The 20,368-nt window shown below is 41.7% G+C and carries 24 protein-coding genes and 4 pseudogenes; 9 read left to right on the top strand and 19 right to left on the bottom strand.

The annotated features are described in order from the left end of the window. Positions 1-6: 6 nt before the first annotated feature. The gene (locus ACYRY3_RS39640) at positions 7-507 is read right to left on the bottom strand and encodes a 3'-5' exonuclease (protein ID WP_460207309.1); all 501 of its coding nucleotides are present in this window, start codon (positions 505-507) and stop codon (positions 7-9) included. Between the two features lie 19 nt (positions 508-526). Further along, positions 527-790 (bottom strand): UvrD-helicase domain-containing protein, encoded by a 264-nt coding sequence (locus tag ACYRY3_RS39635; RefSeq protein WP_460207308.1) that lies wholly within the window; start codon positions 788-790, stop codon positions 527-529. A 233-nt stretch (positions 791-1,023) separates the two neighbouring features. Between ACYRY3_RS39635 and ACYRY3_RS39630 the strand changes: the two genes are divergently transcribed. Then, positions 1,024-2,085, top strand: coding sequence for a ParB/RepB/Spo0J family partition protein (locus ACYRY3_RS39630; protein ID WP_460207307.1), 1,062 nt, complete (start codon positions 1,024-1,026; stop codon positions 2,083-2,085). Positions 2,086-2,198: 113 nt separating this feature from the next. Here the strand turns inward: ACYRY3_RS39630 and ACYRY3_RS39625 are convergent, their stop codons facing one another. The 4 genes from ACYRY3_RS39625 to ACYRY3_RS39610 all read right to left on the bottom strand — a co-directional run bounded on the left by ACYRY3_RS39625 (position 2,199) and on the right by ACYRY3_RS39610 (position 4,666). Then, positions 2,199-2,504 (bottom strand): TRADD-N-associated membrane domain-containing protein, encoded by a 306-nt coding sequence (locus ACYRY3_RS39625; RefSeq protein WP_460207306.1) that lies wholly within the window; start codon positions 2,502-2,504, stop codon positions 2,199-2,201. Positions 2,505-2,670: 166 nt separating this feature from the next. Then, positions 2,671-3,339, bottom strand: coding sequence for a hypothetical protein (locus tag ACYRY3_RS39620; RefSeq protein WP_460207305.1), 669 nt, complete (start codon positions 3,337-3,339; stop codon positions 2,671-2,673). A 4-nt stretch (positions 3,340-3,343) separates the two neighbouring features. After that, positions 3,344-3,739: a PadR family transcriptional regulator gene (locus ACYRY3_RS39615; RefSeq protein WP_460207304.1), complete on the bottom strand. Its 396-nt coding sequence runs from the start codon at positions 3,737-3,739 to the stop codon at positions 3,344-3,346. Positions 3,740-4,054: 315 nt separating this feature from the next. Next, a complete protein-coding gene (locus tag ACYRY3_RS39610; protein WP_460207303.1) occupies positions 4,055-4,666 on the bottom strand; it encodes a hypothetical protein in 612 nt (203 codons plus the stop codon). 28 nt (positions 4,667-4,694) lie between these two features. Between ACYRY3_RS39610 and ACYRY3_RS39605 the strand changes: the two genes are divergently transcribed. Continuing rightward, on the top strand, positions 4,695-4,850 hold the full coding sequence (locus ACYRY3_RS39605) for a hypothetical protein (protein WP_460207302.1): 156 nt from the start codon (positions 4,695-4,697) through the stop codon (positions 4,848-4,850). Positions 4,851-4,900: 50 nt separating this feature from the next. On the opposite strand, the gene ACYRY3_RS39600 is transcribed toward ACYRY3_RS39605, so the two are convergent. The 5 genes and pseudogenes from ACYRY3_RS39600 to ACYRY3_RS39580 form a co-directional block, all read right to left on the bottom strand. Continuing rightward, positions 4,901-5,122: a hypothetical protein gene (locus ACYRY3_RS39600; protein WP_460207301.1), complete on the bottom strand. Its 222-nt coding sequence runs from the start codon at positions 5,120-5,122 to the stop codon at positions 4,901-4,903. Positions 5,123-5,277: 155 nt separating this feature from the next. Then, positions 5,278-6,864 (bottom strand): WD40 repeat domain-containing protein, encoded by a 1,587-nt coding sequence (locus ACYRY3_RS39595; protein ID WP_460207300.1) that lies wholly within the window; start codon positions 6,862-6,864, stop codon positions 5,278-5,280. 4 nt (positions 6,865-6,868) lie between these two features. Further along, positions 6,869-7,222: a PadR family transcriptional regulator gene (locus tag ACYRY3_RS39590; protein WP_460207299.1), complete on the bottom strand. Its 354-nt coding sequence runs from the start codon at positions 7,220-7,222 to the stop codon at positions 6,869-6,871. A gap of 609 nt (positions 7,223-7,831) precedes the next feature. Beyond that, positions 7,832-8,851 (bottom strand): tyrosine-type recombinase/integrase, encoded by a 1,020-nt coding sequence (locus tag ACYRY3_RS39585; RefSeq protein ID WP_460207298.1) that lies wholly within the window; start codon positions 8,849-8,851, stop codon positions 7,832-7,834. 80 nt (positions 8,852-8,931) lie between these two features. Next, positions 8,932-9,331 (bottom strand): annotated as a pseudogene (locus ACYRY3_RS39580) (four helix bundle protein). Between the two features lie 382 nt (positions 9,332-9,713). On the opposite strand from ACYRY3_RS39580, the gene ACYRY3_RS39575 reads away from it, so the two are divergent. Next, positions 9,714-9,947: a hypothetical protein gene (locus tag ACYRY3_RS39575; RefSeq protein WP_460207297.1), complete on the top strand. Its 234-nt coding sequence runs from the start codon at positions 9,714-9,716 to the stop codon at positions 9,945-9,947. Positions 9,948-10,016: 69 nt separating this feature from the next. Here ACYRY3_RS39575 and ACYRY3_RS39570 read toward each other — a convergent pair whose 3' ends face one another. Then, positions 10,017-10,493 (bottom strand): hypothetical protein, encoded by a 477-nt coding sequence (locus ACYRY3_RS39570; RefSeq protein ID WP_460207296.1) that lies wholly within the window; start codon positions 10,491-10,493, stop codon positions 10,017-10,019. Positions 10,494-10,612: 119 nt separating this feature from the next. Here ACYRY3_RS39570 and ACYRY3_RS39565 point away from each other — a divergent pair. Together ACYRY3_RS39565 and ACYRY3_RS39560 are read left to right on the top strand one after the other, a co-directional pair. Then, positions 10,613-11,128 (top strand): annotated as a pseudogene (locus ACYRY3_RS39565) (cobaltochelatase subunit CobN); the annotation flags it as partial. Between the two features lie 240 nt (positions 11,129-11,368). Continuing rightward, positions 11,369-11,947, top strand: coding sequence for a transposase (locus tag ACYRY3_RS39560; RefSeq protein WP_460207295.1), 579 nt, complete (start codon positions 11,369-11,371; stop codon positions 11,945-11,947). Positions 11,948-12,100: 153 nt separating this feature from the next. Here the strand turns inward: ACYRY3_RS39560 and ACYRY3_RS39555 are convergent, their stop codons facing one another. Then, complete coding sequence (locus ACYRY3_RS39555) at positions 12,101-12,508, bottom strand: WD40 repeat domain-containing protein (RefSeq protein WP_460207294.1); 408 nt, start codon at positions 12,506-12,508, stop codon at positions 12,101-12,103. Between the two features lie 3 nt (positions 12,509-12,511). Beyond that, positions 12,512-12,589 (bottom strand): annotated as a pseudogene (locus tag ACYRY3_RS39550) (hypothetical protein); the annotation flags it as partial. A gap of 124 nt (positions 12,590-12,713) precedes the next feature. On the opposite strand from ACYRY3_RS39550, the pseudogene ACYRY3_RS39545 reads away from it, so the two are divergent. From ACYRY3_RS39545 to ACYRY3_RS39535, 3 genes and pseudogenes are all read left to right on the top strand, one after another. Next, positions 12,714-13,933 (top strand): annotated as a pseudogene (locus tag ACYRY3_RS39545) (ISL3 family transposase). Next, positions 13,903-14,406 carry a hypothetical protein gene (locus tag ACYRY3_RS39540; RefSeq protein ID WP_460207490.1) on the top strand — a complete coding sequence of 168 codons (504 nt, stop codon included), beginning with the start codon at positions 13,903-13,905 and terminating at the stop codon, positions 14,404-14,406. Before ACYRY3_RS39545 ends, ACYRY3_RS39540 begins: the two are co-directional and overlap by 31 nt. A 5-nt stretch (positions 14,407-14,411) precedes the next feature. Next, a complete protein-coding gene (locus ACYRY3_RS39535) occupies positions 14,412-14,681 on the top strand; it encodes a type II toxin-antitoxin system HicB family antitoxin (protein ID WP_460207293.1) in 270 nt (89 codons plus the stop codon). Between the two features lie 65 nt (positions 14,682-14,746). Here ACYRY3_RS39535 and ychF read toward each other — a convergent pair whose 3' ends face one another. Together ychF and ACYRY3_RS39525 are read right to left on the bottom strand one after the other, a co-directional pair. Next, entirely contained in the window at positions 14,747-15,838 is a 1,092-nt protein-coding gene (gene ychF, locus ACYRY3_RS39530; RefSeq protein WP_460207292.1) for a redox-regulated ATPase YchF, read from the bottom strand. Positions 15,839-15,892: 54 nt separating this feature from the next. After that, positions 15,893-16,102, bottom strand: coding sequence for a hypothetical protein (locus tag ACYRY3_RS39525; RefSeq protein ID WP_460207291.1), 210 nt, complete (start codon positions 16,100-16,102; stop codon positions 15,893-15,895). A 163-nt stretch (positions 16,103-16,265) separates the two neighbouring features. On the opposite strand from ACYRY3_RS39525, the gene ACYRY3_RS39520 reads away from it, so the two are divergent. Further along, positions 16,266-17,765, top strand: coding sequence for an aminotransferase class I/II-fold pyridoxal phosphate-dependent enzyme (locus ACYRY3_RS39520; protein ID WP_460207290.1), 1,500 nt, complete (start codon positions 16,266-16,268; stop codon positions 17,763-17,765). 279 nt (positions 17,766-18,044) lie between these two features. Here ACYRY3_RS39520 and ACYRY3_RS39515 read toward each other — a convergent pair whose 3' ends face one another. The 3 genes from ACYRY3_RS39515 to ACYRY3_RS39505 all read right to left on the bottom strand — a co-directional run bounded on the left by ACYRY3_RS39515 (position 18,045) and on the right by ACYRY3_RS39505 (position 20,202). Further along, complete coding sequence (locus ACYRY3_RS39515) at positions 18,045-18,563, bottom strand: GNAT family N-acetyltransferase (protein ID WP_460207288.1); 519 nt, start codon at positions 18,561-18,563, stop codon at positions 18,045-18,047. Further along, positions 18,556-18,843, bottom strand: a complete 288-nt coding sequence (locus tag ACYRY3_RS39510; RefSeq protein ID WP_460207287.1) for a type II toxin-antitoxin system TacA family antitoxin — start codon at positions 18,841-18,843, stop codon at positions 18,556-18,558. Before ACYRY3_RS39510 ends, ACYRY3_RS39515 begins: the two co-directional genes overlap by 8 nt. Before the next feature lie 546 nt (positions 18,844-19,389). Further along, positions 19,390-20,202, bottom strand: a complete 813-nt coding sequence (locus ACYRY3_RS39505) for an SDR family NAD(P)-dependent oxidoreductase (RefSeq protein WP_460207286.1) — start codon at positions 20,200-20,202, stop codon at positions 19,390-19,392. Positions 20,203-20,368 lie beyond the last annotated feature (166 nt).

Here is a 20,368-nt window from a genome sequence, read left to right as displayed (position 1 = left end):
CTATCTCTAAATTACAAGTGTATTTCTACGAAATTCAGTGTAATTTCGTCCAGGCGCAGCCACATGATTCTTTATATTATCTTGTGTGCCGACTAAAATTAGACCATACTGTGCGCGTGAGTAAGCTACATAGAGTAAACGAATGTCATCTTCTAAAGCTAGTAGTTCTGGGCTTCTTGTACTTCTAAAATAAATGTCCTGTCGAAATGGCGCTAAATCACCCTCAAGAATTTGTGCCGCTCCAACCTGTCCCCCTTGACCTAATTGTGCAACGAACACAAAGGGAAACTCTAAGCCCTTTGCTTGGTGGATAGTCATTACTGGCAGGTATCCTTTAGGTACAATGACCTCCTCATCTTCGTCATCATCAATTCCAGCTTCAATAAGATAGCTGATGAACATTGTATAAAACCGATTTAGAAAAGTAGGATCGAGGTCAGTCCCAGCTGCATTTGAGCGTAAACCATCTAGTTTAAAACTATGATAACCGTCAAAAAGACGGCTCACTTTGGAAAGGCGTAAATTTTTAACAGGGTCTTTTTGCCATGTCCGAAAGTGCCGCTTTATCAGTGAAGGTGGTTAGCAGAATAGACCGTGGTTTAACACCATCTACACAAAGCAGCTTTAAGGTGCGTGTAACCAGAACCTCACTTTTTCCTGAGCCTGGTCCTGCTAAAAGCCACAAAGACCCATCACTGTACTCCACAGCTTCCTTCTGCTTTTTATCTAGGTCGTACCCACGAGCATTAGCCTGGGCAAGACACACATGAAAAGTGGTTAGATTTATCATTGTAAATAATACTCAAACTTAAAAGTTACATGACAGCGCAATGATTGGGTTGAAAATAACAATTGAACTTCCATTATCTATTTCAAACCCTCCAAAACTTTCAAATATTTATAATGAATGAATACCACCCGTTCCTAGTATGCCCAAAGGCAGCACGAACTAACATCATATATATTATTTAGTCAGGTGATATGGTGAGGTTAGACAGATAACAAGAGTACGGAGAGTTGAAGATGAGTCCCAGACAAGCTAGCCAGCGCGAGCCTGCAAAGCCTGCAACAACCAGAAAGCCCAGAAAAGTTGGCGCTGCGAAAAATGCTACTCAAAAGAAGGAAGATTCTTCATCTGTTGTGGCTGCTACACACTCGCCTGCATTGGATAAGAAAGAAGATGATACATCGTCAAGTGCCGCTACACACTCGCCCGCATTGGATAAGAAGGAAGATTCTTTAGCGGCGGCAAAGATGGTGTCTTTAGATAAGATTGTCATGCCTAGCAGTCAACCCAGGCGTTATTTTGACCCACAAGCTATGCGCTCGCTCTTTGAATCTGTCAAGCGGGATGGCATCTTAATGCCCCTCTTGGTAAGACCCGTGGGCGAGCGGTATGAGTTGGTTGCAGGCGAGAGGCGATATAGAGCAGCACAAGAAGTCGGTTTAACCGAAGTACCCGCGAGCATCCGGGAGATGTCTGATTCTCAGGCAATACAATATGCCTTAGTCGAAAACTTGCAAAGAGAAGACTTGAACCCGTTAGAAGAAACGGAAAGCATATTGCAACTTTTGGCACTGCGATTGGGATGTGACGATTCCGAAGTTCGCACTTTACTTTATAAAATGGAGAATGAAGCGAAAGGGAAAATTACCCGAAACGTTTCGGGTAACGAGCCAGCGTCAACAGTAGAACAAGTCTTTACGGACTTGGGGCGCATGAACTGGCAATCATTCGTCCGCACCCGACTTCCGCTCTTGAAATTGCCACCTGATGTTTTAGAAGCCTTGCGTGCTGGACGTATTGAGTATACTAAAGCCCTAGCGATCGCTAAAGTTTCATCAGATTCCGACCGCACGGAAATTTTGGAGGCGGCGATAGATTATTCTCTTTCATTAAATGAAATTCGACAGAAGGTCAAAGCTTTACAACCCCCTGCTGAAAGTGGAGAAATTCAAAAACTCTTGGAAAATACCTACAAAAAAGTCAAGAAATCCAAGGTTTGGGAAAATCCAGACAAACAGGAGAGGTTAAAATCTTTGTTGGCAGATCTGTCAGCGCTGCTGGATTCAATTGAGAATTAAGACACAAATTAATAGACCTGCCTTAAAAGTTTACTTTCATTGTTCCTTGTGAGCGCTCGCGTTCATAGAGTCTCTTGTACAAAGATTTTTTTGTTAAGACAGTTCTCCCAAAGTTAATTTTCGTTTCTCCATTCCTTTGCAATCTTGTCCAACCTGTCATTAGCATCCTTAGCAAATTTCAGGCAACACACGCTCGAAACTGCTCCACCAGATGCTGTGACCACTCCTTCTGTAATCTGACCTGACAGTAAGAGTACTGCTCCTCCCACGGTAATCATGCTACACGCTGCGGTTGTGAACCAAGCCAAGTTGAAACTTTGACGGGCTTGGCGCAGACGTTCATTCGCAATGCTCAACTCGATTTCTAAATAAGGGTTGCGGCGAGGTTCAGAAGCTGAAGATAAAGAAGAGTTAGTCATATTGTGGATTATGATTTATTAACAATTAGAATGTGCGTCAGGCATTAAATTTGAGTACCTAGAATAGGTGTGTCAATCGATTGATAGCTTGTTGAAATTTAAAAGAATAACCATCACAAGAATATCCAAAACCATGATGAGACAAACTGGTTATCGATCCAAAAACCTAATTTGTTGTACGCTTATCACCAAAAAGCTTCGTTGCATTACCATCGCGCAAATCTTGCCATCGAATCATCAAGAAAGCCCAACTCATTTCCAGCAATCTTTGGAAAGTTCGTAGTTGGAACACAAGCCACGAGCATCCTGAATTTATCCAGTCACGTTGTAACTCTTCTAAGTCACTGCGCCACTCTTCTGGAAGTTTTTTTACAAGCCATACAGGTAATTTGGGTCTTTGTTTGAGTTGTTCGGTGTCACATAAAAAATCTTTAATGGCTTCATCAAATTCCGCATTGGCTTTGTACAAATTTTGCTTTGAAATTTGTAAAGTTTTAATTGCGTCTTCTACCTCACCCTTGGCTTGCTGTAGATTATTACTGTTCTCACCGTTGTGGTGATGCTTATCAATTTGAATTTGGAGCTTGATAGCCTCATAAATCGTCTCAATTTTACTAATGGCTTGATTCATTTCCTGATTTTTCTGCTCCACGAACTGTTCCATAAATCCTTTTAGTTCATATCTACGACAGAACAAAACTGTAAACGAGACCATGACAACGGATAGGGATAAAAGTAATAGCAGTACTAATACTGGCAATAGCACTACCTGCAACAGTATTGGTAGCTTGGGTACAAGTTTTAAAAACTCATCAAAAGATTTTTTCAAGTCCATCGTCTTATACCCCCTCTATTCCCAGTTGACCAAGTGATGATTGTACAAAACTCAATTGTTCGATGAGTGCTGGTTTCCATCCCGCAAGATGGGCGCGGTATTCCTGAGTTTCTCTAAGCACTCGTTCCCCTAAACCAGTGATTACGTAGTATTTTCTTCTTGCACCACCAGATTCGGAGTCGGTTTCTTCGCCCCACCGCGATTTGACCAAACCTTTCTTTTCCATCCGGTGGAGCGTAGGATAAAGGCTACCAAATCCAATCTGACGCTTGCCTTGGCTTGCTTCGTTAATGGCGTTCATAATTCGCAGCCCGTAAAGCTCCCTGCCGCACAAAACTGTCAGCAGGTCTTCTTCTAGCGCTGACAGAGTGATTAATTCATCATCGTTTTTCTTTGCCATATGTGTTTTGCAAATTGGATGATATTTACAACTAAGATGTATTATACAAACTTGATATATAAAGTGCCAAGTAAAGTATAGCAATTAATACTTTTTCTAGATGGCAATATAGTAAATATACGTAATCAACGCTGTACTCGCGCCCCAAACGTGTGTAACTCTTCGGACGAACGCGGTGAAAACCGGAATGCCTGCTTCCATCAAAGATTTGTGAGCATCAAAGACATTGAGCAGATGGGCTTTCATCATTGGTGTATATTTCTACATTGTCAGGGAAGAATTCGGCTTCATATTTTTTACACCCCCAAAGCTGTGTTATTGCTCAATTGGATGATATAATCCATCATCTTTATAGCGCCAACCTGTTCTGCTTGCATCCCGACTTCGAGACCACTTCTCAAACTCGGCTTCGCTCAAACTTTTACGTTGCTTGATCAAAGTCGAGGTATCTACAGCCAATCGGCGAGCCAGGTTCTCCTCGGTAAAGGGTTCAAGCTCAAGAGCTTGCGGTACGTAAGGATTGTTGTACGGTGTTCTGTATCCTTTCCTTTGAGGGTACTGTTTCTGCACAACGGCTGACTCCAGTATGGCGAGCTTCAGCGTCACGGCTTCGAGCTTCTGTTCCAAACTCCCCAAGGATTTCTCTAACTTCGCTATCAACTTGTTGTCAGTCGCTCGCTCGCTGTCAGCCAACCGGGATTCCAACTCCTCTACCCTTTCGACTAACTGTCTTACTGCTTCACTATCCGCACCAAAATCGATATCAATTTTGCTATCAATATCTGATATCAATTCCTGTAACCCTTGAAGCACAGCCTTTGTATGACCCTCCCTGTGTAGTCGCGCCAATTCCTGTACTGCTCTAATCAGTACCGTAGGGACGCGGAGCATTTGACTCGGTGGGGACTTCTTATCTTTAGATTTCAACGCTGGTAAACCTTGATAGCACTGTTGCTTGCAATTATGCTATCAAAATCTCGCTCCCAAAATTCAAATAGAAACAGTTGAGGCAACTGAAGCAGTTGATATTTGGGGAGGAGAGCGAGGTCATCAAGCATTTGGCCATGAGAGTGAGTACCGCAGAGTCGCTGACACTGGGGGTGCAGAGTAAGATTGGGACTCGGTTGGAGGCGATAGAGTCTTCTTTAGGGCATATCAAACTTAATCGTTATCTTTACCTTCTGCTGTACCTGATACGGAAGATTTCTTCTCCCTCAATCCTAAAATTAGTGGGGTAGCAGCAGTAATTAATGCTGGAAGTAATGCGAAGTAATCATATGGTGTTAGTGACAGTGGTTGACCTTGAGGGTTTGGAATTGAGCCACTGGAAGGAACGCCAACATAAGTTGCTGCTGACAGTTGGTTTGTTGTATTTGATAACATGGTGTTAATTCCTTTAAATTCATGAAAAATCCTGTCAGTACTGATTGCGACTCAGTACGGATGGAAATGATTCAGAGATTTGCCTAGTAATGACTGCGAATCATTATTTGGCTATTGTGTGAATTACCCGCTTGAAAAGTATAAATCCAAGCGGGTTACTCATTTGAATCATTGTGATTTGCATAATCATCTTTGTTTTCTGCAATGGACTTCCGACCTGTAACAGCCATCCAAAATTCCCCATCGTAAAGATTTTCTAGTTTTATTTGGATACCACCACAAAGCATATCCAGCAATGTTGTGACTGTAATAAATCTGATATACCATTTGGATTGATTTGCAGATATCAATTCATAGCGCAATGTTTCCAAGTTCCCTCGCCAATCTTCTGGGAGAACACAAGCTATCCATCCAGTGATGATGTAGCTTCTGTGAGTTTTGGATGTATTATTATGCTTTTCTCTTTGTAGACGTTTCATGAAAACGAAAACTATTGCACTTGAACCTAATCCGATAACCACTACAAATAGTGCAGTTGTAAAATCAAATTTTTGGATAGATAAGTCAGAATTCCAGAGTTTAACTATACCATCATCACTAGCAGAAGTAATGAACCGACCATCTAAGTTATAATTAACTCTATTGACCTTTTTCTCATGTCCTTTAACTGTACGTATTAATGTACCGTTATTAGTATTAAAAAGATGAATTGTGCCATTATCACACCCAGTAACAATGTTCTTACTATCTGGACTGATATCAAGACTGTGAACTCTTCTACCAGCACTAAAAGTACGTAGCAACAAACCATTTTGATTCCAGATTCTAATTGTGCCGTTATCACTAGCTGCAACTATGGTCTTGCCGTCACGACTAAAAACAACACTGTTAATTCTACCGCTATCACCTCTAAGGGTCTTCAATTCTCGACCATCTTGACTCCAGAGTTTAACTGTACCGTCATCACTTCCAGAAGCAAGAATCTTTCCATCCGAACTAAAACTGATGCTCCTCACCGCACCATTATGTCCAGAGAGGGTTTTAAGTTGTTTGCCCGTCGCCAAATCCCAAAGTTTTATGGTCTTGTCACTACTACCAGAAGCAATCGTCTTGCCGTCGGAGCTGAATGTTACGTCCCAAACTTCTGCTGTATGCCCTTTGAGGGTTTGCAGTAACTTGCCATCTCGCCTCCACAGTTTGACGGTCTTGTCCGAACTTGCAGAAGCAATCCTCTCGCCGTCGGGGCTGAATGCTACCCCCCAAACTTCTGCTGTATGCCCTGTGAGGGTTGTGAGTTCTCTGCCATTTCGCCTCCACAGTTTGACTGTTTTGTCAGAACTTGCAGAAGCAATCGTCTTGCCGTCGGGGCTGAAAATTACGTTGAGGACTTTATCGCGATGCCCGTTGAGAGTTCTAAGTTCCCGCCCATCTATACTCCACAACTTCACTGTGTTGTCAAAACTAGCAGAGGCAATCGTCTGACCATCGGGGCTGAAGGAGGTGAAGCCACCATACACAACATTCTCTTTCGCAGTATTGTCCCTACTACCAAAGACAAGAGTCTTCTCATCTTGAATAGAATTGATGGTAGAAAGCTCAACCGCATTGTGTAACTTCTTTTGAAAGTATGAATAGGCGCTTTGTTGCCAGAAACAGATATAAAAAGTTGTTACTCCTCCTATCACAAGCGTCTTCAGCATCGAACCTCTAAATGTCTCAATTTGGTGCTTTTTTTGAATCATCTTTTTAAGCTCCTTCTAATCCAGGAATAGCTGTTCCTGGTCGCCAAGCCAGCTGAGCACGGTATTTCCGTACTTCTTCAAGAACTGTTGCACCCAAAGCTTCTACTTTATAGTATTTGCGCCGTGCTCCACCTGTTTCTTCAGCTTCATCACCCCAATGCCATGAGACTAAGCCTTTCTTCTCCAGTCTATTGAGAGCCGGGTATAAGCTACCAAAGCCAAATGGTATTGGTCTACCATCGTTGAGCAAATTCAGGATTTCAAGACCGTAAAGCTCCCTCCCCAGCAAGACTGTAAGGATGTCCTCGTCTATGGCTGATAGCTTAACCAACTCTGATTCATTCTGTTTTTTGTTCATTGTTGAGCCTCAACCTCTGTTAATTCATATAGTACTGTAAAAACATATAAGTGTAATTATATTTATAATATTCCAAAAGTAGTATCTTTAACTATCTTTAGGTCTGCTGGCGGCAGAGTCAGCCCAATGTATTATTTTGATATCATTGCCGTGGCTGTAAGTGGGTAGATGGGGGGAGATATAATCGCCTCAACTGGTACAGCGACTAATAATTGTTGAGTTGATAGGACGGGCGAGCGCCATGCTTCGATTACGAACCCTAAAAAAATTTTTACGCAAGGTAGCGCTCACCATGCCAAGAATTAAGTGGCGATACCTTGGCTGTAGCCAAGCAACTTCTTTTAGCTATATTCTGGAACACCTAAAACAGAAGGTGGGCTTAAATGCACATAGTCAGATTTCTGTCAATGCGTAGATTGGGTGAGGGTGCGATGGCGCGAAGCGCCCGCCGGAGGCGATCGCCCTCAATAGCCCTCAATCACTGCACATATCGGTGACATTCCACACAACAATCAAAAACAGTCGCTATTGTCAGCATTTTTTACAATGAAAGTTCCTCCCCAAGAGAAGACTGTGTAAAATACGGATTAATCAAGAGGTAGAAGGTTTCTATTCATCTATCTTCAACATTCCTGTCAACAGTTCTGACATTTCCAAGGCGTCTTTATTCCTGTTATCGTCATAAATTATTAACGTTCTTGGGTCAGCATGCCGACTCAATTTCTGCACCTTCCTGATATTCCCATCAGTTGCATCCAATGCAGCAGTTATTGCAGAGTGCCTTATGCGATGGGGGGACATGGGTTTTTTGATTCCAGCCGCCTTAAAACTAGCAGCAACTATTTTATAGATAGCATCCCCAGTTAAACGATGTCCTGAGTTATGAAAATCCAACGCCGTAAATAATGGCGATAACGAATTAACGTCACCACGAGCAACCAACCAATCAGCAACAGCGCTCGCCACATCCTTTGATATATCTATATACTCTTCATTAGTCCCCCGACCCTTCCCCATAACTCGTAACTTGCGTCCGTAAAAATCAAAATCCCCCACATTCAACTGACACACTTCGTTACGACGCAGAGCTAGACCCCATAAAACCATAAAAATTGCAAAATTTCGCTTCCCAATGAGCGTTTCTCTGTCAAACTGCCCAATTACCTTTGCTATTGCCTTGGTATCAACACCCCTGGTATCCCTATACGCCCTGACCTTCTCCCCCTCCACATCTTCTAAGGAATAGTTGCACACACCCAACTTGCGCCCCATCTTGGCTAGCGACTTAATTGCAGCCAGCCTGCGGTTTACTGTTGCTTCCCGCACACCACCCTGAATCAACAGCGCCTTGTACTTCAGCACCACCATCACCGCCTGCTCTCGCTCTAAGTGCAAAAACTCCAGCACGCTGTCTTGAGTGGGATATAGACCAGTCATCTTACTGAAAAAATCCCTTATATCTTTCTCATATGCCCTGCGGGTATTGGGATTGCGTTTATCCGCCAACAACTGAGCCAGCACATCGGGGTCATTTCTTAGTTGCGCGTCAAAATACCTGGTTATCGGAGCATCCAAACACGCCTCTAACTCAGCAAAGACTATTTCTCCCTCTCGGACATCTTTAGGCATAATCAATGACCACTCATTAAGAAAAAGAACAGGCAGGGGAGCAGGGGGGCAGGGGAGCAGGGGAGCAGGGGAGCGGGTTTTCATTGCTCAGAAGCTCCCTTCATGAGCCAAGGTGATGGGTTATTAATCATGTTTACTAAGCTACCTAGAATTTGATTATACATCCCATAAAGCTCTCGACCCGTATCAACATCTAAGTAATTACATTTGACAGCAAATTCTATCCATGGAGCGAGTTTCGGCTGATTCAGCTTCGCAATCATTCAACTTTGCCACGAAAGCTGCTGAGTACCTTCGCTTGCGCCAAGCTTCAGCTAGATTAGCACAAACGGAACGCGACGACCGACGAATTTGATCGGTTAACGAGTATCTTTCCTCTACAGGGAACTTTTTAGACACCTCAAAAATTTTCATGGCTGCATCAAAAGCCATTTGATAGACTCTCAAATCTTTGTGATTTTTAATTGCTTCTCTTTCCATCTTCTCTACTCCCCTACTCCCCTGCTCCCCTGCTCCCCTGCTCCACATTTAGGCATAATTGCCTACCCACTCGTTATTGATAATGTACCTTTCCAATAACGTACACTATTTTTGGTAAAGCCAACACCAGACTATGTATATCTCGTTATAAACTCCCCAAATAGATACGGTTTTTATTATGTGTCGTGGTAGATGCCTATTCTACGTAAAATTTCTAGAACTCCATCAGTTAAATTGCTTTGACTGTTAAAGTACCTTATGGGATTAGTGGCAATTTCTATCACTAGTCTTGTATAATGTTCTAATGGCTAAATGTTTGTATCTTTGACGACTTCCCGCTCCGGCTTTAGCCTTAATCCTTTGACTTATCGCTACTCCTTTTTTGCCAAAGCATCAAAGCAAAGCCGCGAGCAGTTGGATGTATCATGGATATGTTTTGCAATCGCTTTTTAGAGAACAAGTGAAATCGGTAGAGTTATTTACAGGTGCTGGTAGTTTGGCGCGTATGCTGTGCAGAGGCTGGCTTTCATCATCTGGCACTTGTAGAGCAGTCCTTAGCACAGTTGTCATACCCTGCGTCAAAATCAGCAGCGATCGCGTAGTGTCTCCCGAGTGAGAGAGATTGCCCTCATCTCAGGGGCGACTGCCCTTCGGTATGTCCCTACCTTGTAACTGGTACAGGGTATTAGTTTTCATCTATAGAATATGGATATTCAAATAACTTTAACAGACACTTTATTAAATATGTATTAATAATTTCAAAGGCTTCTTGCATAATTTTTTCAGATAAAAATTGCGGTTTATTTGATTTAATTTGAGGATGAATAATGGTATTTCTAATTTCAATAATCGCTATAATACTGTCAGTCCAATTTAGTTCTTTGGCTTTTTTCTGAATTTCTATATATTCTTCTATAGGTTCTAAACGAATATCAAGAGTTTTTAGTAAAAGTCTAATTTGTCCAGATGCCTTTAGTCCGTTAAATCCATCAGAAGTAACATATTCATTACCTTTCAGGAAGGTCCAAGCTATTTTCTCTAGAGCAGCTTGTAATAAAATAATGGAACTATTATATCCCTTGGAATGCTTCAAACTTTCTATATACCACTGAATCGCATTTTGAATAACTTCTTTCCATGTCGGGTCTTGCCACTTTTTCATAAATCCAGCGAATGGAGCAACAATTTCTGTGGTTGAGTCAACATAAGCCCAATGACAGCCATCTTGCCATGAATCAGCTTCAATGATAGGATTACGCCATTCTTCTAATAATTGATTAAAATCTTGACTCTTCCGAAATTAGCTTGACTGACGTTTCCCACTACTTCGATTCCGATCCCACTAAGGTTGTTGCTAGCCTGCGGGGTGATGGTAAAACACCAGCATCCTACATTGCTGACACCACCACAGCTAACGCACAAGTCCGTACCTTATCAGAAACCGTGCGTTTGGATGCCCGTACTAAATTGTTAAATCCCAAGTGGTACGAAGGTATGCTATCTCACGGTTACGAAGGCGTGCGCGAACTCTCCAAGCGATTGGTTAACACAATGGGTTGGAGTGCAACCGCAGGCGCTGTTGATAACTGGGTTTACGAGGATGTAAATACCACGTTTATCAAAGATGAAGAGATGCGGAAACGTTTGCTCAATCTCAACCCCCATTCTTTCCGCAAGATGGTTTCTACTTTGTTGGAAGTGAATGGACGCGGTTATTGGGAGACAAGCGAGAACAATTTGGAGTTGTTGCGCGAGTTGTACCAAGAGGTTGAAGACCGGATTGAAGGAATTGAGTAGGTAATAACCGTGTAGAGACGCGCCATGGCGCGTCTCTACGCTGTGATGATTCCTACACAAATGTAAAGGGCTAATGAAAACATTAATGCCTGATTAAATTTTTAGTGTAAATATTTAAATCACAGAAATTGCGTAGGTTATAACCGTTGAGATACCCAAATGTAGAGACGCGCCATGGCGCGTCTTTGTCATAGCCCGTCTTTGGTGCGTCTTTGTTATAGCCCGTTTCTACAGAATTCGATGGAACCTATAAAACCAAAGTTTAAAGACAAATACCGGATTGAATCAATCAGGTTACCTAATCATGATTACGCAGCTAATGGATGGTATTTTGTCACAATATGCACACGCGATCGCACCTGTTTTTTTGGTGATGTAATTGAGGGAAAAATACATTCATCACAAATTGGGCAGATAGCCCAACAATACTGGTCAGAAATACCCAGCCATTTTGAATATACATATATAGATGCCTATGTCATTATGCCCAATCACATACATGGCATTATTGTTATAAACCGACCCAATTCTCTAGAGACGCGCCATGGCACGTCTCTACACCAACCACAAATAACAGATCAATCAAATAAATTTGCGCCCCTTAAAAGTGGTTCATTGCAAGCTATTATTAACGCCTATAAATCATCTGTTACCCGTTGGTGCAGAAAAAATGGACAAGAGCACTTTAGTTGGCAAAGCCGATTTTATGAACATATTATTCGTGCTGATGGTTCCCTAGAGAAGATTCGAGAATATATTGTCAATAATCCTGCCAAATGGAAAGACGATAAGGACAATCTATCAAATCTGTGGATGTGAGACATTACGTTTTGAATTGTTATAGGTGAGACGCGTTGCATTCCATTGAAGTTTTGCGATCTGATGTGATTTCTCTTATTGTTGAGACAGCTTCTTGAAATTTCTAGCAGACGAGAATCTAGATCGGCAAATCGCACTTATTATCTTTATAGACTACTCCTTCCAAACATACTGTTGACAGATTTTGCACACTTGCTTTGCTATCTCTGTTTCGGGATTTTTGAGGATGGGATGGTAGCGCAGCCTATTACATGCCACTTGGAGATAATCTTCCCAATTTTCACTTGACTGGCTATGAATGTCCCATAACCTCACTGTTCTGTCACTACTGCCACTGATAATATATGTTCCATCCGGGCTAAAGGCAACTGATGTCACGTCATTCTCATGCCCCTGTAACGGTTGACGAATTGGGTTGCCTTGGGTGTCCCACAACCGCACTTTGCGATCGCGGCTACCACTGACGATGTACTTCCCATCTGGGCTAAAAGCAACTGATGTGACAGCACCTTCATGTCCTTCAAAGGGTTGACCAATTAGTCTACCCTGGTTGTCCCACAACCGCAACGTCTTATCATCACTCCCACTGACAATGTATTTCCCATCTGGACTAAAGGCGACTGATGTGACGGCATCCTTATGACCTTGGAAGCGTTGAGGTCAGCATAATTCTCTTGGAAATTTTCAGCCTCAGCCAATCGGTTCTTGCGTACTTAACGTGCTAAATTATTAAGATGATCTGGAATAGTATTGAGCTAATTCAATTATGAAAAGAATAATGACCCAACTCCTAAATTTGCCGGAAGTAGTAGTAGAATCAAGTCTACAAGAGGGTCAGACCTTAATTTTATCAATAAGAAAAAAGGGGAAGAGCGCGATTTGCCCACAGTGCGATCGAAAATCAGAACACTTACATCAAAATCAAAAACATTTAGTCAAAGATTTACCAATAGGGGATAAAGAAGTAATACTAAATGTAAATAGACGGAGATTTAAGTGCAAAAAATGTCAAAAAACATTTAGCGAAAAGTTAGATTTTGTAGGTAAAAAAAAGAGTTATACACATCGATATGCAGAACATATTGTCAAACAAGTTATTAATAGTAATGTAAGTAGTGTGGCGAGAAATAATGGATTAAGCGATGAAGAAGTAAACTCAATGATTGAGGATGTAGCCAAAAATGTGATGCCAATAGACGTGAAAAAATTAAGAAGATTAGGAATAGATGAAATTAGTTTGGTTAAAGGACAAGGAAAATTTATTGTCGTGTTAGTAGATATAGATACAGGAAAATTAATAGGTTTAGTCAAAGCTCGAAAACAAATTGAAATCGAAAAGTTCATGAGAAAGTGGGGAGAAGAAGTTCTAGAACAAATAGAAGAAGTCAGTATTGATATGACAGGGAATTATAAATATTTAATTGAGAAGATTTGCCCAAACGCTTTGATTACGGTAGATAGGTTTCATGTTACAAAAATAGTACATGAAGAGTTAAATCAAGCTAGGATAGCAGAAAAGAAAACAGCATCAGAATTAAATGCTTTGGAGAGGAAAAAAGTATTTGATAGTTTAAAAGGAAATAAATTTACAATTTTAAAAGCAAAAAATAAGCTGACAGAGAAGCAAAAAGAAAAATTAGATAAAATTAAAGAAGCTTCGCCTTTAATAGCAATAATGCATTCATTAAAAGAGGATTTTCATAACATATTTGAGATGAAGAAAGATTTAGGAATAGGAATGTTAGAATTAATCGATTGGTTAAAAAAAGCCGAACCTTATTATCAAAAAAGCGTGCGGACAATTAAACGATGGTTTGGAGAGATAGTAGAATATTTTGAGAACAAAACCACCAATGGGGTAGTAGAAGGAATCAATAATAAATTGAAACTTATAAAGCGAAGTGGATTTGGCTTTTAGAAATTTTCGCAATGCGTGAAATTAGAGCTTTACTTTCTTGGCATTATTCTGTCAATTTAGCACGTTAAGTACGCAAGAACCTCTCAATTTTCAAAGTCACACGATAGAGATCAATTTAAGTAATTATAAAAAACGCTTAGAGCGAATTATAAAACAAGCAGAGGAAAAAAGCGAACTAAATTTTTTACAAGGATTTAGTAACTTAGTGACTGATAAATATTTGCTACAAATAACAAAAGACTATGAGCATATGGAGATGAGTTCTAAGTGGTTAGATATTTCAATTAATACGCTTCGTAGCCGCATTGAAGTAGAACAGGCTGAACGCGATCGCACCTTCCAGAACACTGTGGGCATTGTCGGTGTAGGATTGGCTACAGCTTCTCTCGTTATGGGTTTAAAGGAAGAGCTAAAGCCCACCTTCCGCAATGATCCTAGTTTTAATAATATCTTCTTACCACTAATATACAGTATTATTGCCGGGGTGATAGCAGGCGCGTTGACTTGGCTTTTGATTCGTTTATGGGCGCGATCGCGTTAACTCAGGTGATTAGAGATGTTATCACTTTTAAAGGAACAAGAGCTGATAAGGTTTGTCAAGAATTTCACAAATCAGTGGATGACTATTTAGCTTTTTGTGAAGAATTGGGAGAGGAGCCTGATAAACCTCTCTTTGGAAAACTTCCCTTTCGTACTACTTCTGAAAACCACCAAAAAATTTTTACTGCAGCTAAAAAATCAGGCAAAAGTATTAACGCCTGGATGGATGAAGTTCTCACGAATGCTGCGGCTGAATTTATCAATAGCTCAGTTTGAGCGATTTTTATATCATTTAGTTAGCTTAAGAGACGCGCCATGGCGCGTCTCTACATAGACTGAACCTACACATTAAAACGGAACAACATCACATCGCCTTCCTGAACGATGTATTCTTTTCCTTCGCTGCGAACCAACCCTTTTTCCTTAGCAGCATTCATCGAACCAGATGCTACTAAATCTTTATAAGCAACTGTTTCCGCACGAATAAAACCTCGTTCAAAATCAGTGTGAATTACACCTGCTGCTTGGGGTGCTGACATCCCTGCGGTGATAGTCCAAGCACGAGTTTCTTTTTCACCAGTGGTAAAATAGGTTCGCAAACCTAACAGAGTATAAGTAGCACGAATTAACGATTTTAAACCGCCTTCTTCTACTCCCAAGGACGATAAGAATTCTGCTCTTTCTTCTTCTGGTAACTCAATCAATTCTGATTCTACCTGAGCAGAAACGACGACAACTTGTGCATTTTCTTGGGCTGCAACTTGCCGCACTCTTTCAACGTATTCATTTCCCGTTGCCAAATCATCTTCTGATACGTTGGCAGCGTAGATAATTGGTTTAGAAGTAAGCAGTTCCAGTGGTTTAACTATCTCAGCTTCTTCTTCAGTTAAACTGACCTGTCGCACTGATTTTCCTTCATTTAATGCGGCAGCTATTCTTTCCAGCAATGCTAATTCAATTTGCCCTTCTTTGCTAGACCGAGCTTGTTTGCGGGTACGTTCTATCCGCCGCTCAATTTGTGCTAAATCAGCTAAACCAAGTTCCAGACTGATAATCTCAATGTCCCTTGCTGGATCGACCGAACCAGCAACGTGGATAATGTCGTCATTTTCAAAACAGCGGACGACATGAACGATCGCATCCACTTCCCGAATGTGAGACAAAAATTGATTTCCCAGTCCTTCACCCTTGCTGGCACCTTTAACCAAACCGGCAATATCTACAAATTCTACACGTGCCGGAACGATTTGTTTTGAAGAGGAAATTTTTGATAAAACATCTAACCGCTCATCTGGCACAGCAACAATGCCGACATTCGGTTCAATAGTGCAAAAGGGAAAGTTGGCTGCTTCTGCTTTAGCATTGGCAACCACGGCATTAAATAAAGTCGATTTTCCAACGTTAGGGAGTCCGACAATTCCGGCTCGTAGCATTTTAGATCTTAAGATTTTGGACCTTCGTTTAAAGTGTACAGTAGCTACGCGATTTCAGACAGGTCCGGGAACTGTTTGGGGAATTGGTGCTGGAACTGGCTGAGGAATGGTTGTAGGTACGGGTTCCGGTACTGGTCCCGGTACTGGTTCGGGGGCGGGACTGGGTACGGGTTGCGGTATTGGTCCGGGTGTTGGCTGGGGGTTTGGTACCGGATCGGGAGTCAGGGGTACGTTTGGTAATGGACCGGGATCGGGGTAAATCATGCTATGTCTACTTAAATTATGATTCCTCGTTTTCAACCTAAATGACAACAGATGCTAATGACATCTTCCTAGAAACGGATGAAATCACATATAAAGGATGGGTTACCTGTAGAATTAACAGATTGACTATCCGCTACATCCGCTACAATCATCCGTTGCAAGAATGCTCACTCAAAATCAAACGCCCCTGTTAGACACTTTAAAAGCTTGTGCAAAACGTCCCCATGCACCTTTTTATACGCCTGGGCACAAGCGGGGGCAAGGAATTTCTCAATCGTTGGCTGACGTTTTTGGTGAATCTGTCTTTCGTGCCGATTTGCCAGAACTGACAGAACTTGATAATCTCTTTGCACCCAGTGGAGTTATCGCACAAGCGCAACAACTTGCAGCGGAAGCATTTGGTGCGTCACAAACTTGGTTTTTGGTGAATGGTTCTACCTGTGGCATTGAAGCGGCTATTCTGGCTACCTGCGGTACTGGAGATAAAATTATTTTGCCGCGAAACGTTCATTCTTCTGCGATCGCAGGCTTAATTCTCTCTGGTGCCATCCCAATTTTTATTTATCCAGAATACGACTCAATTTTAGATATTGCCCACAGTATTACCCCCAGCACCGTACAAGCAGCCCTAGAACAGCATCCAGATGCTAAGGCGGTGCTGATGGTATACCCCACATATTATGGTGTTTGTGGAAATGTCAGTGCGATCGCATCTCTTACCCATCAATACAATATCCCCTTACTAGTAGACGAAGCACATGGCGCACACTTTGCCTTTCATCCCCAACTTCCTACCCCTGCTTTAGCTGCTGGTGCTGACTTGACAGTGCAATCGATTCATAAAGTACTGGGTGCAATGACACAAGCATCCATGCTGCACATTCAAGGTAACAGGATAGATCCTGACCGAGTGAGCAAAGCTTTGCAACTTGTGCAGTCCACCAGCCCCAGCTATATACTTTTAGCTTCCCTGGATGCAGCACGTCAACAAATGGCACTGCAAGGCAAAGAGTTAATGTCCCATACATTGCAATTGGCACAAGAAGCTAGAAGTCGTATCAGTCAAATCTGTGGGTTGTCAGTTTTGGAGATTCCCCCCAGTCCTTCTTTGCAAGAGTCTATCATCTTAGATAAAACACGATTAACCGTCACCGTTTCTGGTTTGGGCTTAACTGGCTTTGAAGCTGAGGAAATTCTTGATGAAAAGTTAGGTGTCACTGCTGAATTTTCCTCCCTGCAACATCTCACATTTATCATTAGTTTGGGTAATACCCAACGAGATATAGAACAATTAGTGCAAGCTTGCACAACCCTTGCCAATAAGTATCAAAAAAACCTACCTGCAAACCCCTCTTTATTTTCCCGTAACTATAAGGAGGAATTATTGGATGATAATGAATTAAAACACTTTGTTAATTCTTTGTGTATTTCACCCCGTGAAGCTTTCTTTTCTACTACGGAAATCTTACCGGTAGAACAAACAACAGAACGTATTTGTGCCGAAATTGTTTGCCCTTACCCTCCAGGAATTCCTGTTTTAATGCCAGGAGAATTGATTACAGAAGCATCTCTAAACTATCTGCAAGCAATTCAAAGCACAGGTGGTTTTATTAGTGGTTGTGCAGATAGTAGTTTACAAAAATTGAAGGTAGTTAAAATGTAGCGTTACTTCCGTTTTTACCGATTCTTAAAGACGATGTTTATAGTATGCTCACATATTAAGTATGTCGGCAAGAAACAACCAAACTATATAAAAAAACGTAAAATCCTTGCTCGTAGTAGCGCTTTAGCGCATGCATTTCTACGAAAACCTAGTTATAATTCTTTACGCCGACTTACTTATGGTATTTGTGGAAATATCAGTACGATCGCATCTCTCACCCATCATACAACATCCCCTTAGTTGTAGACGAAGGTTAAATATATGTGAAAATACTATTTTTTAAGGTTTTAATTGTTTGCGAATATCTTTTAACATTAAAAACAAATGTAATTCATCTGTTGGGCTACTTTCAAAATCAAATTGCTCGTACCATTTTCGTGCTTCATCATCTTTAGCATGGACTAGTAATGCACGAATTCCAACAATATCGGCTGCTGCATTGACACGTTTTAAGCAATCTTTTAATAAATTTTTACCAACACCTATTTTCTGTTTATTTTTATCAACTGCTAAACGCGCTAAAAGTACTACAGGGATTGGGTATGGGGGTAGTCCTTTTACAATGCCACTGGGAGCATTTACATGAGCAACAGACGCTACAGTTATACTATAATAACCAATTACTTCACCACATAAGATAGCTACGTAAGTTGTAGAACTACCAGAACTTTGATTTTGTAAGGCATAATCGGTCAGAAATTTATTTAAACTTGGCACTCCACAATCAAAATTTTTGATACTGTGTTGAGCGCATAGCTTCTCAATATAAGGTTTATCTGGTGGTAATGAACTATTCAAAAATACTTGGCTCCGTTAATAAACGAGCAAGACCTGGCTTTTCTTGTGGTGGAGAATCTAGAGCTGTTTGAAAAGCTTGCCATTGTTCATCATTTAATACAAAAAGACGACGCTCTGTCAATGTTTCCTGCGCTGCAATTAAACCATGCTCCAGTAAAAATTCGCTAACATTTTTGTTGCTAGCTGCTGCCGCTTGTTGCAAAATCTTTTTAACTCTATGGCTAGTGCGGATATCTATCCGTTCTGTTCTTGGTTCAGTAAAACTCATTTTTTTAGTCATCTAAGAATAATTTAAAGCTATTATACACACATTGTCCTGACAATGGCAGAATCAAGAGGGCGAACAACCGTTCACCCTTACAACAATCTGTACCTCCTCCGCGTTGCAATCTGCCGTAGGTGGCGGGCGAGACGCCCGCACCACAAGAGAAAGTTGGATGTTTTTTATTTGGAAGTGCTTAAGAAATTCTTTACGCTTTTGTGTTAGTCCTTTCCCGCCAAAAGATTACCTATTAAAAAACCGCCAAGACGAGCCAGTGCGTTGGACGGGTTCCCCGGCTTGAAGCACCTGGCGTCGCCAAGAAAGCCAAAGTTTAAGATAGGTAATTTTGTAATGGGAAGGGAGTAGCTTTCATCCTGACTTTTCACGGTATCTGAAAAACCCCACTTCCATTCCTCTCACGCCAGTTGCTACAACTCCCGAAGAGCAACGCACTGGCTTACCTACAAAAACAGAGGTGTTGATTTCTCCCCCTTCCCTTGTAGGGAAGGGGGCTGGGGGTTAGGTTTTCCACATGACGTGAAAAGTTAGGCTTTCATCCTGAACTTACCTAGCGTCTTTCCATCTCTGATAACGTGTTTGTTTCTCCTGTGATAGTGGAGAAGCCATTTGTAAAACCTTTTCCAACAACCTAGGTGCAAGACGATCGCACCATACAGCTATATGACTTTGCCAGCCTACTAAGATTTCAGGGGAATCTCTTTGTAAACCTCTAATAAGTGCTTGAGCCACCTGTTGGGCAGTCATGGGTATAACCCAACGAAACCACGCTAAATCTCTCACCATATCAGTATCGGTCAGGGATGGTAACAACGCAGTAACTCGAATATTGTATGGTGCTAGCTCACATCTCAAAGCTTGAGTGAAGCCTATAATGGCAAATTTTGTAGCTGAATAGGTTGCCATTGTTGGGGCGGCAACTTTACCCATTAAACTCGAAACGTTAACGATTGTCCCGGAACGCTGTGCTGCCATGCGTCGCGCAATGAGACGAGTCATGGTGTACATACCAATTAAATTGACAGATATCTCGGCTTGCACATTTGACAATCGCGAATTGAGGAAGGATGTTTGGTGGGCGATTCCAGCACAGTTAATGAGCATGTCTATCGGACCGTGATTCCGCCAAGCTTGGGCGATCGCAATATTCACTTCCACAACCTGAGATAAATCCAATGGCATGGCGATCGCTTGCACGCCAAGCGTCTCTATTTCCGCAGCTATGTCAGCTAATCGAGCCTTGTCCCGTGCCACCAACAATAGGCGTTTGGCTCCTTGTTTTGCGATTTCCATTGCAATTGCCTGCCCAATGCCACGGGAGGCTCCGGTAATCAGAACCGTTTTTCCTTGAATATTCATAACTAAATCCTACAAAGTTGGAATCTCACGTTAATCATTACTCCAGCGCCAGTGTAAATATTGTGCAAAAGACTGCATTCTTAGCGCGGAGTGAGATAGAAAAAACTTGTGATGGAGGTATAAGTGACCAAAGGTTCAGGAGTTAGGGGCTAAGGTTCAAGCCTCG

The sequence above is a fragment of the Scytonema sp. NUACC21 genome, assembly GCF_054684315.1.
This window is presented reverse-complemented; position numbering and strand designations above follow the sequence as displayed.

Bases quoted from the DNA above. Each gene is read 5' to 3' on its own strand.
- ACYRY3_RS39635 (WP_460207308.1), bottom strand. From the start codon at position 790: ATGATAAATCTAACCACTTTTCATGTGTGTCTTGCCCAGGCTAATGCT.
- ACYRY3_RS39630 (WP_460207307.1), top strand. From the start codon at position 1,024: ATGAGTCCCAGACAAGCTAGCCAGCGCGAGCCTGCAAAGCCTGCAACA.
- ACYRY3_RS39625 (WP_460207306.1), bottom strand. From the start codon at position 2,504: ATGACTAACTCTTCTTTATCTTCAGCTTCTGAACCTCGCCGCAACCCT.
- ACYRY3_RS39620 (WP_460207305.1), bottom strand. From the start codon at position 3,339: ATGGACTTGAAAAAATCTTTTGATGAGTTTTTAAAACTTGTACCCAAG.
- ACYRY3_RS39615 (WP_460207304.1), bottom strand. From the start codon at position 3,739: ATGGCAAAGAAAAACGATGATGAATTAATCACTCTGTCAGCGCTAGAA.
- ACYRY3_RS39600 (WP_460207301.1), bottom strand. From the start codon at position 5,122: ATGTTATCAAATACAACAAACCAACTGTCAGCAGCAACTTATGTTGGC.
- ACYRY3_RS39595 (WP_460207300.1), bottom strand. From the start codon at position 6,864: ATGATTCAAAAAAAGCACCAAATTGAGACATTTAGAGGTTCGATGCTG.
- ACYRY3_RS39590 (WP_460207299.1), bottom strand. From the start codon at position 7,222: ATGAACAAAAAACAGAATGAATCAGAGTTGGTTAAGCTATCAGCCATA.
- ACYRY3_RS39585 (WP_460207298.1), bottom strand. From the start codon at position 8,851: ATGCCTAAAGATGTCCGAGAGGGAGAAATAGTCTTTGCTGAGTTAGAG.
- ACYRY3_RS39570 (WP_460207296.1), bottom strand. From the start codon at position 10,493: ATGAAAAAGTGGCAAGACCCGACATGGAAAGAAGTTATTCAAAATGCG.
- ACYRY3_RS39560 (WP_460207295.1), top strand. From the start codon at position 11,369: ATGGAACCTATAAAACCAAAGTTTAAAGACAAATACCGGATTGAATCA.
- ychF (WP_460207292.1), bottom strand. From the start codon at position 15,838: ATGCTACGAGCCGGAATTGTCGGACTCCCTAACGTTGGAAAATCGACT.
- ACYRY3_RS39525 (WP_460207291.1), bottom strand. From the start codon at position 16,102: ATGATTTACCCCGATCCCGGTCCATTACCAAACGTACCCCTGACTCCC.
- ACYRY3_RS39520 (WP_460207290.1), top strand. From the start codon at position 16,266: ATGCTCACTCAAAATCAAACGCCCCTGTTAGACACTTTAAAAGCTTGT.
- ACYRY3_RS39510 (WP_460207287.1), bottom strand. From the start codon at position 18,843: ATGACTAAAAAAATGAGTTTTACTGAACCAAGAACAGAACGGATAGAT.
- ACYRY3_RS39505 (WP_460207286.1), bottom strand. From the start codon at position 20,202: ATGAATATTCAAGGAAAAACGGTTCTGATTACCGGAGCCTCCCGTGGC.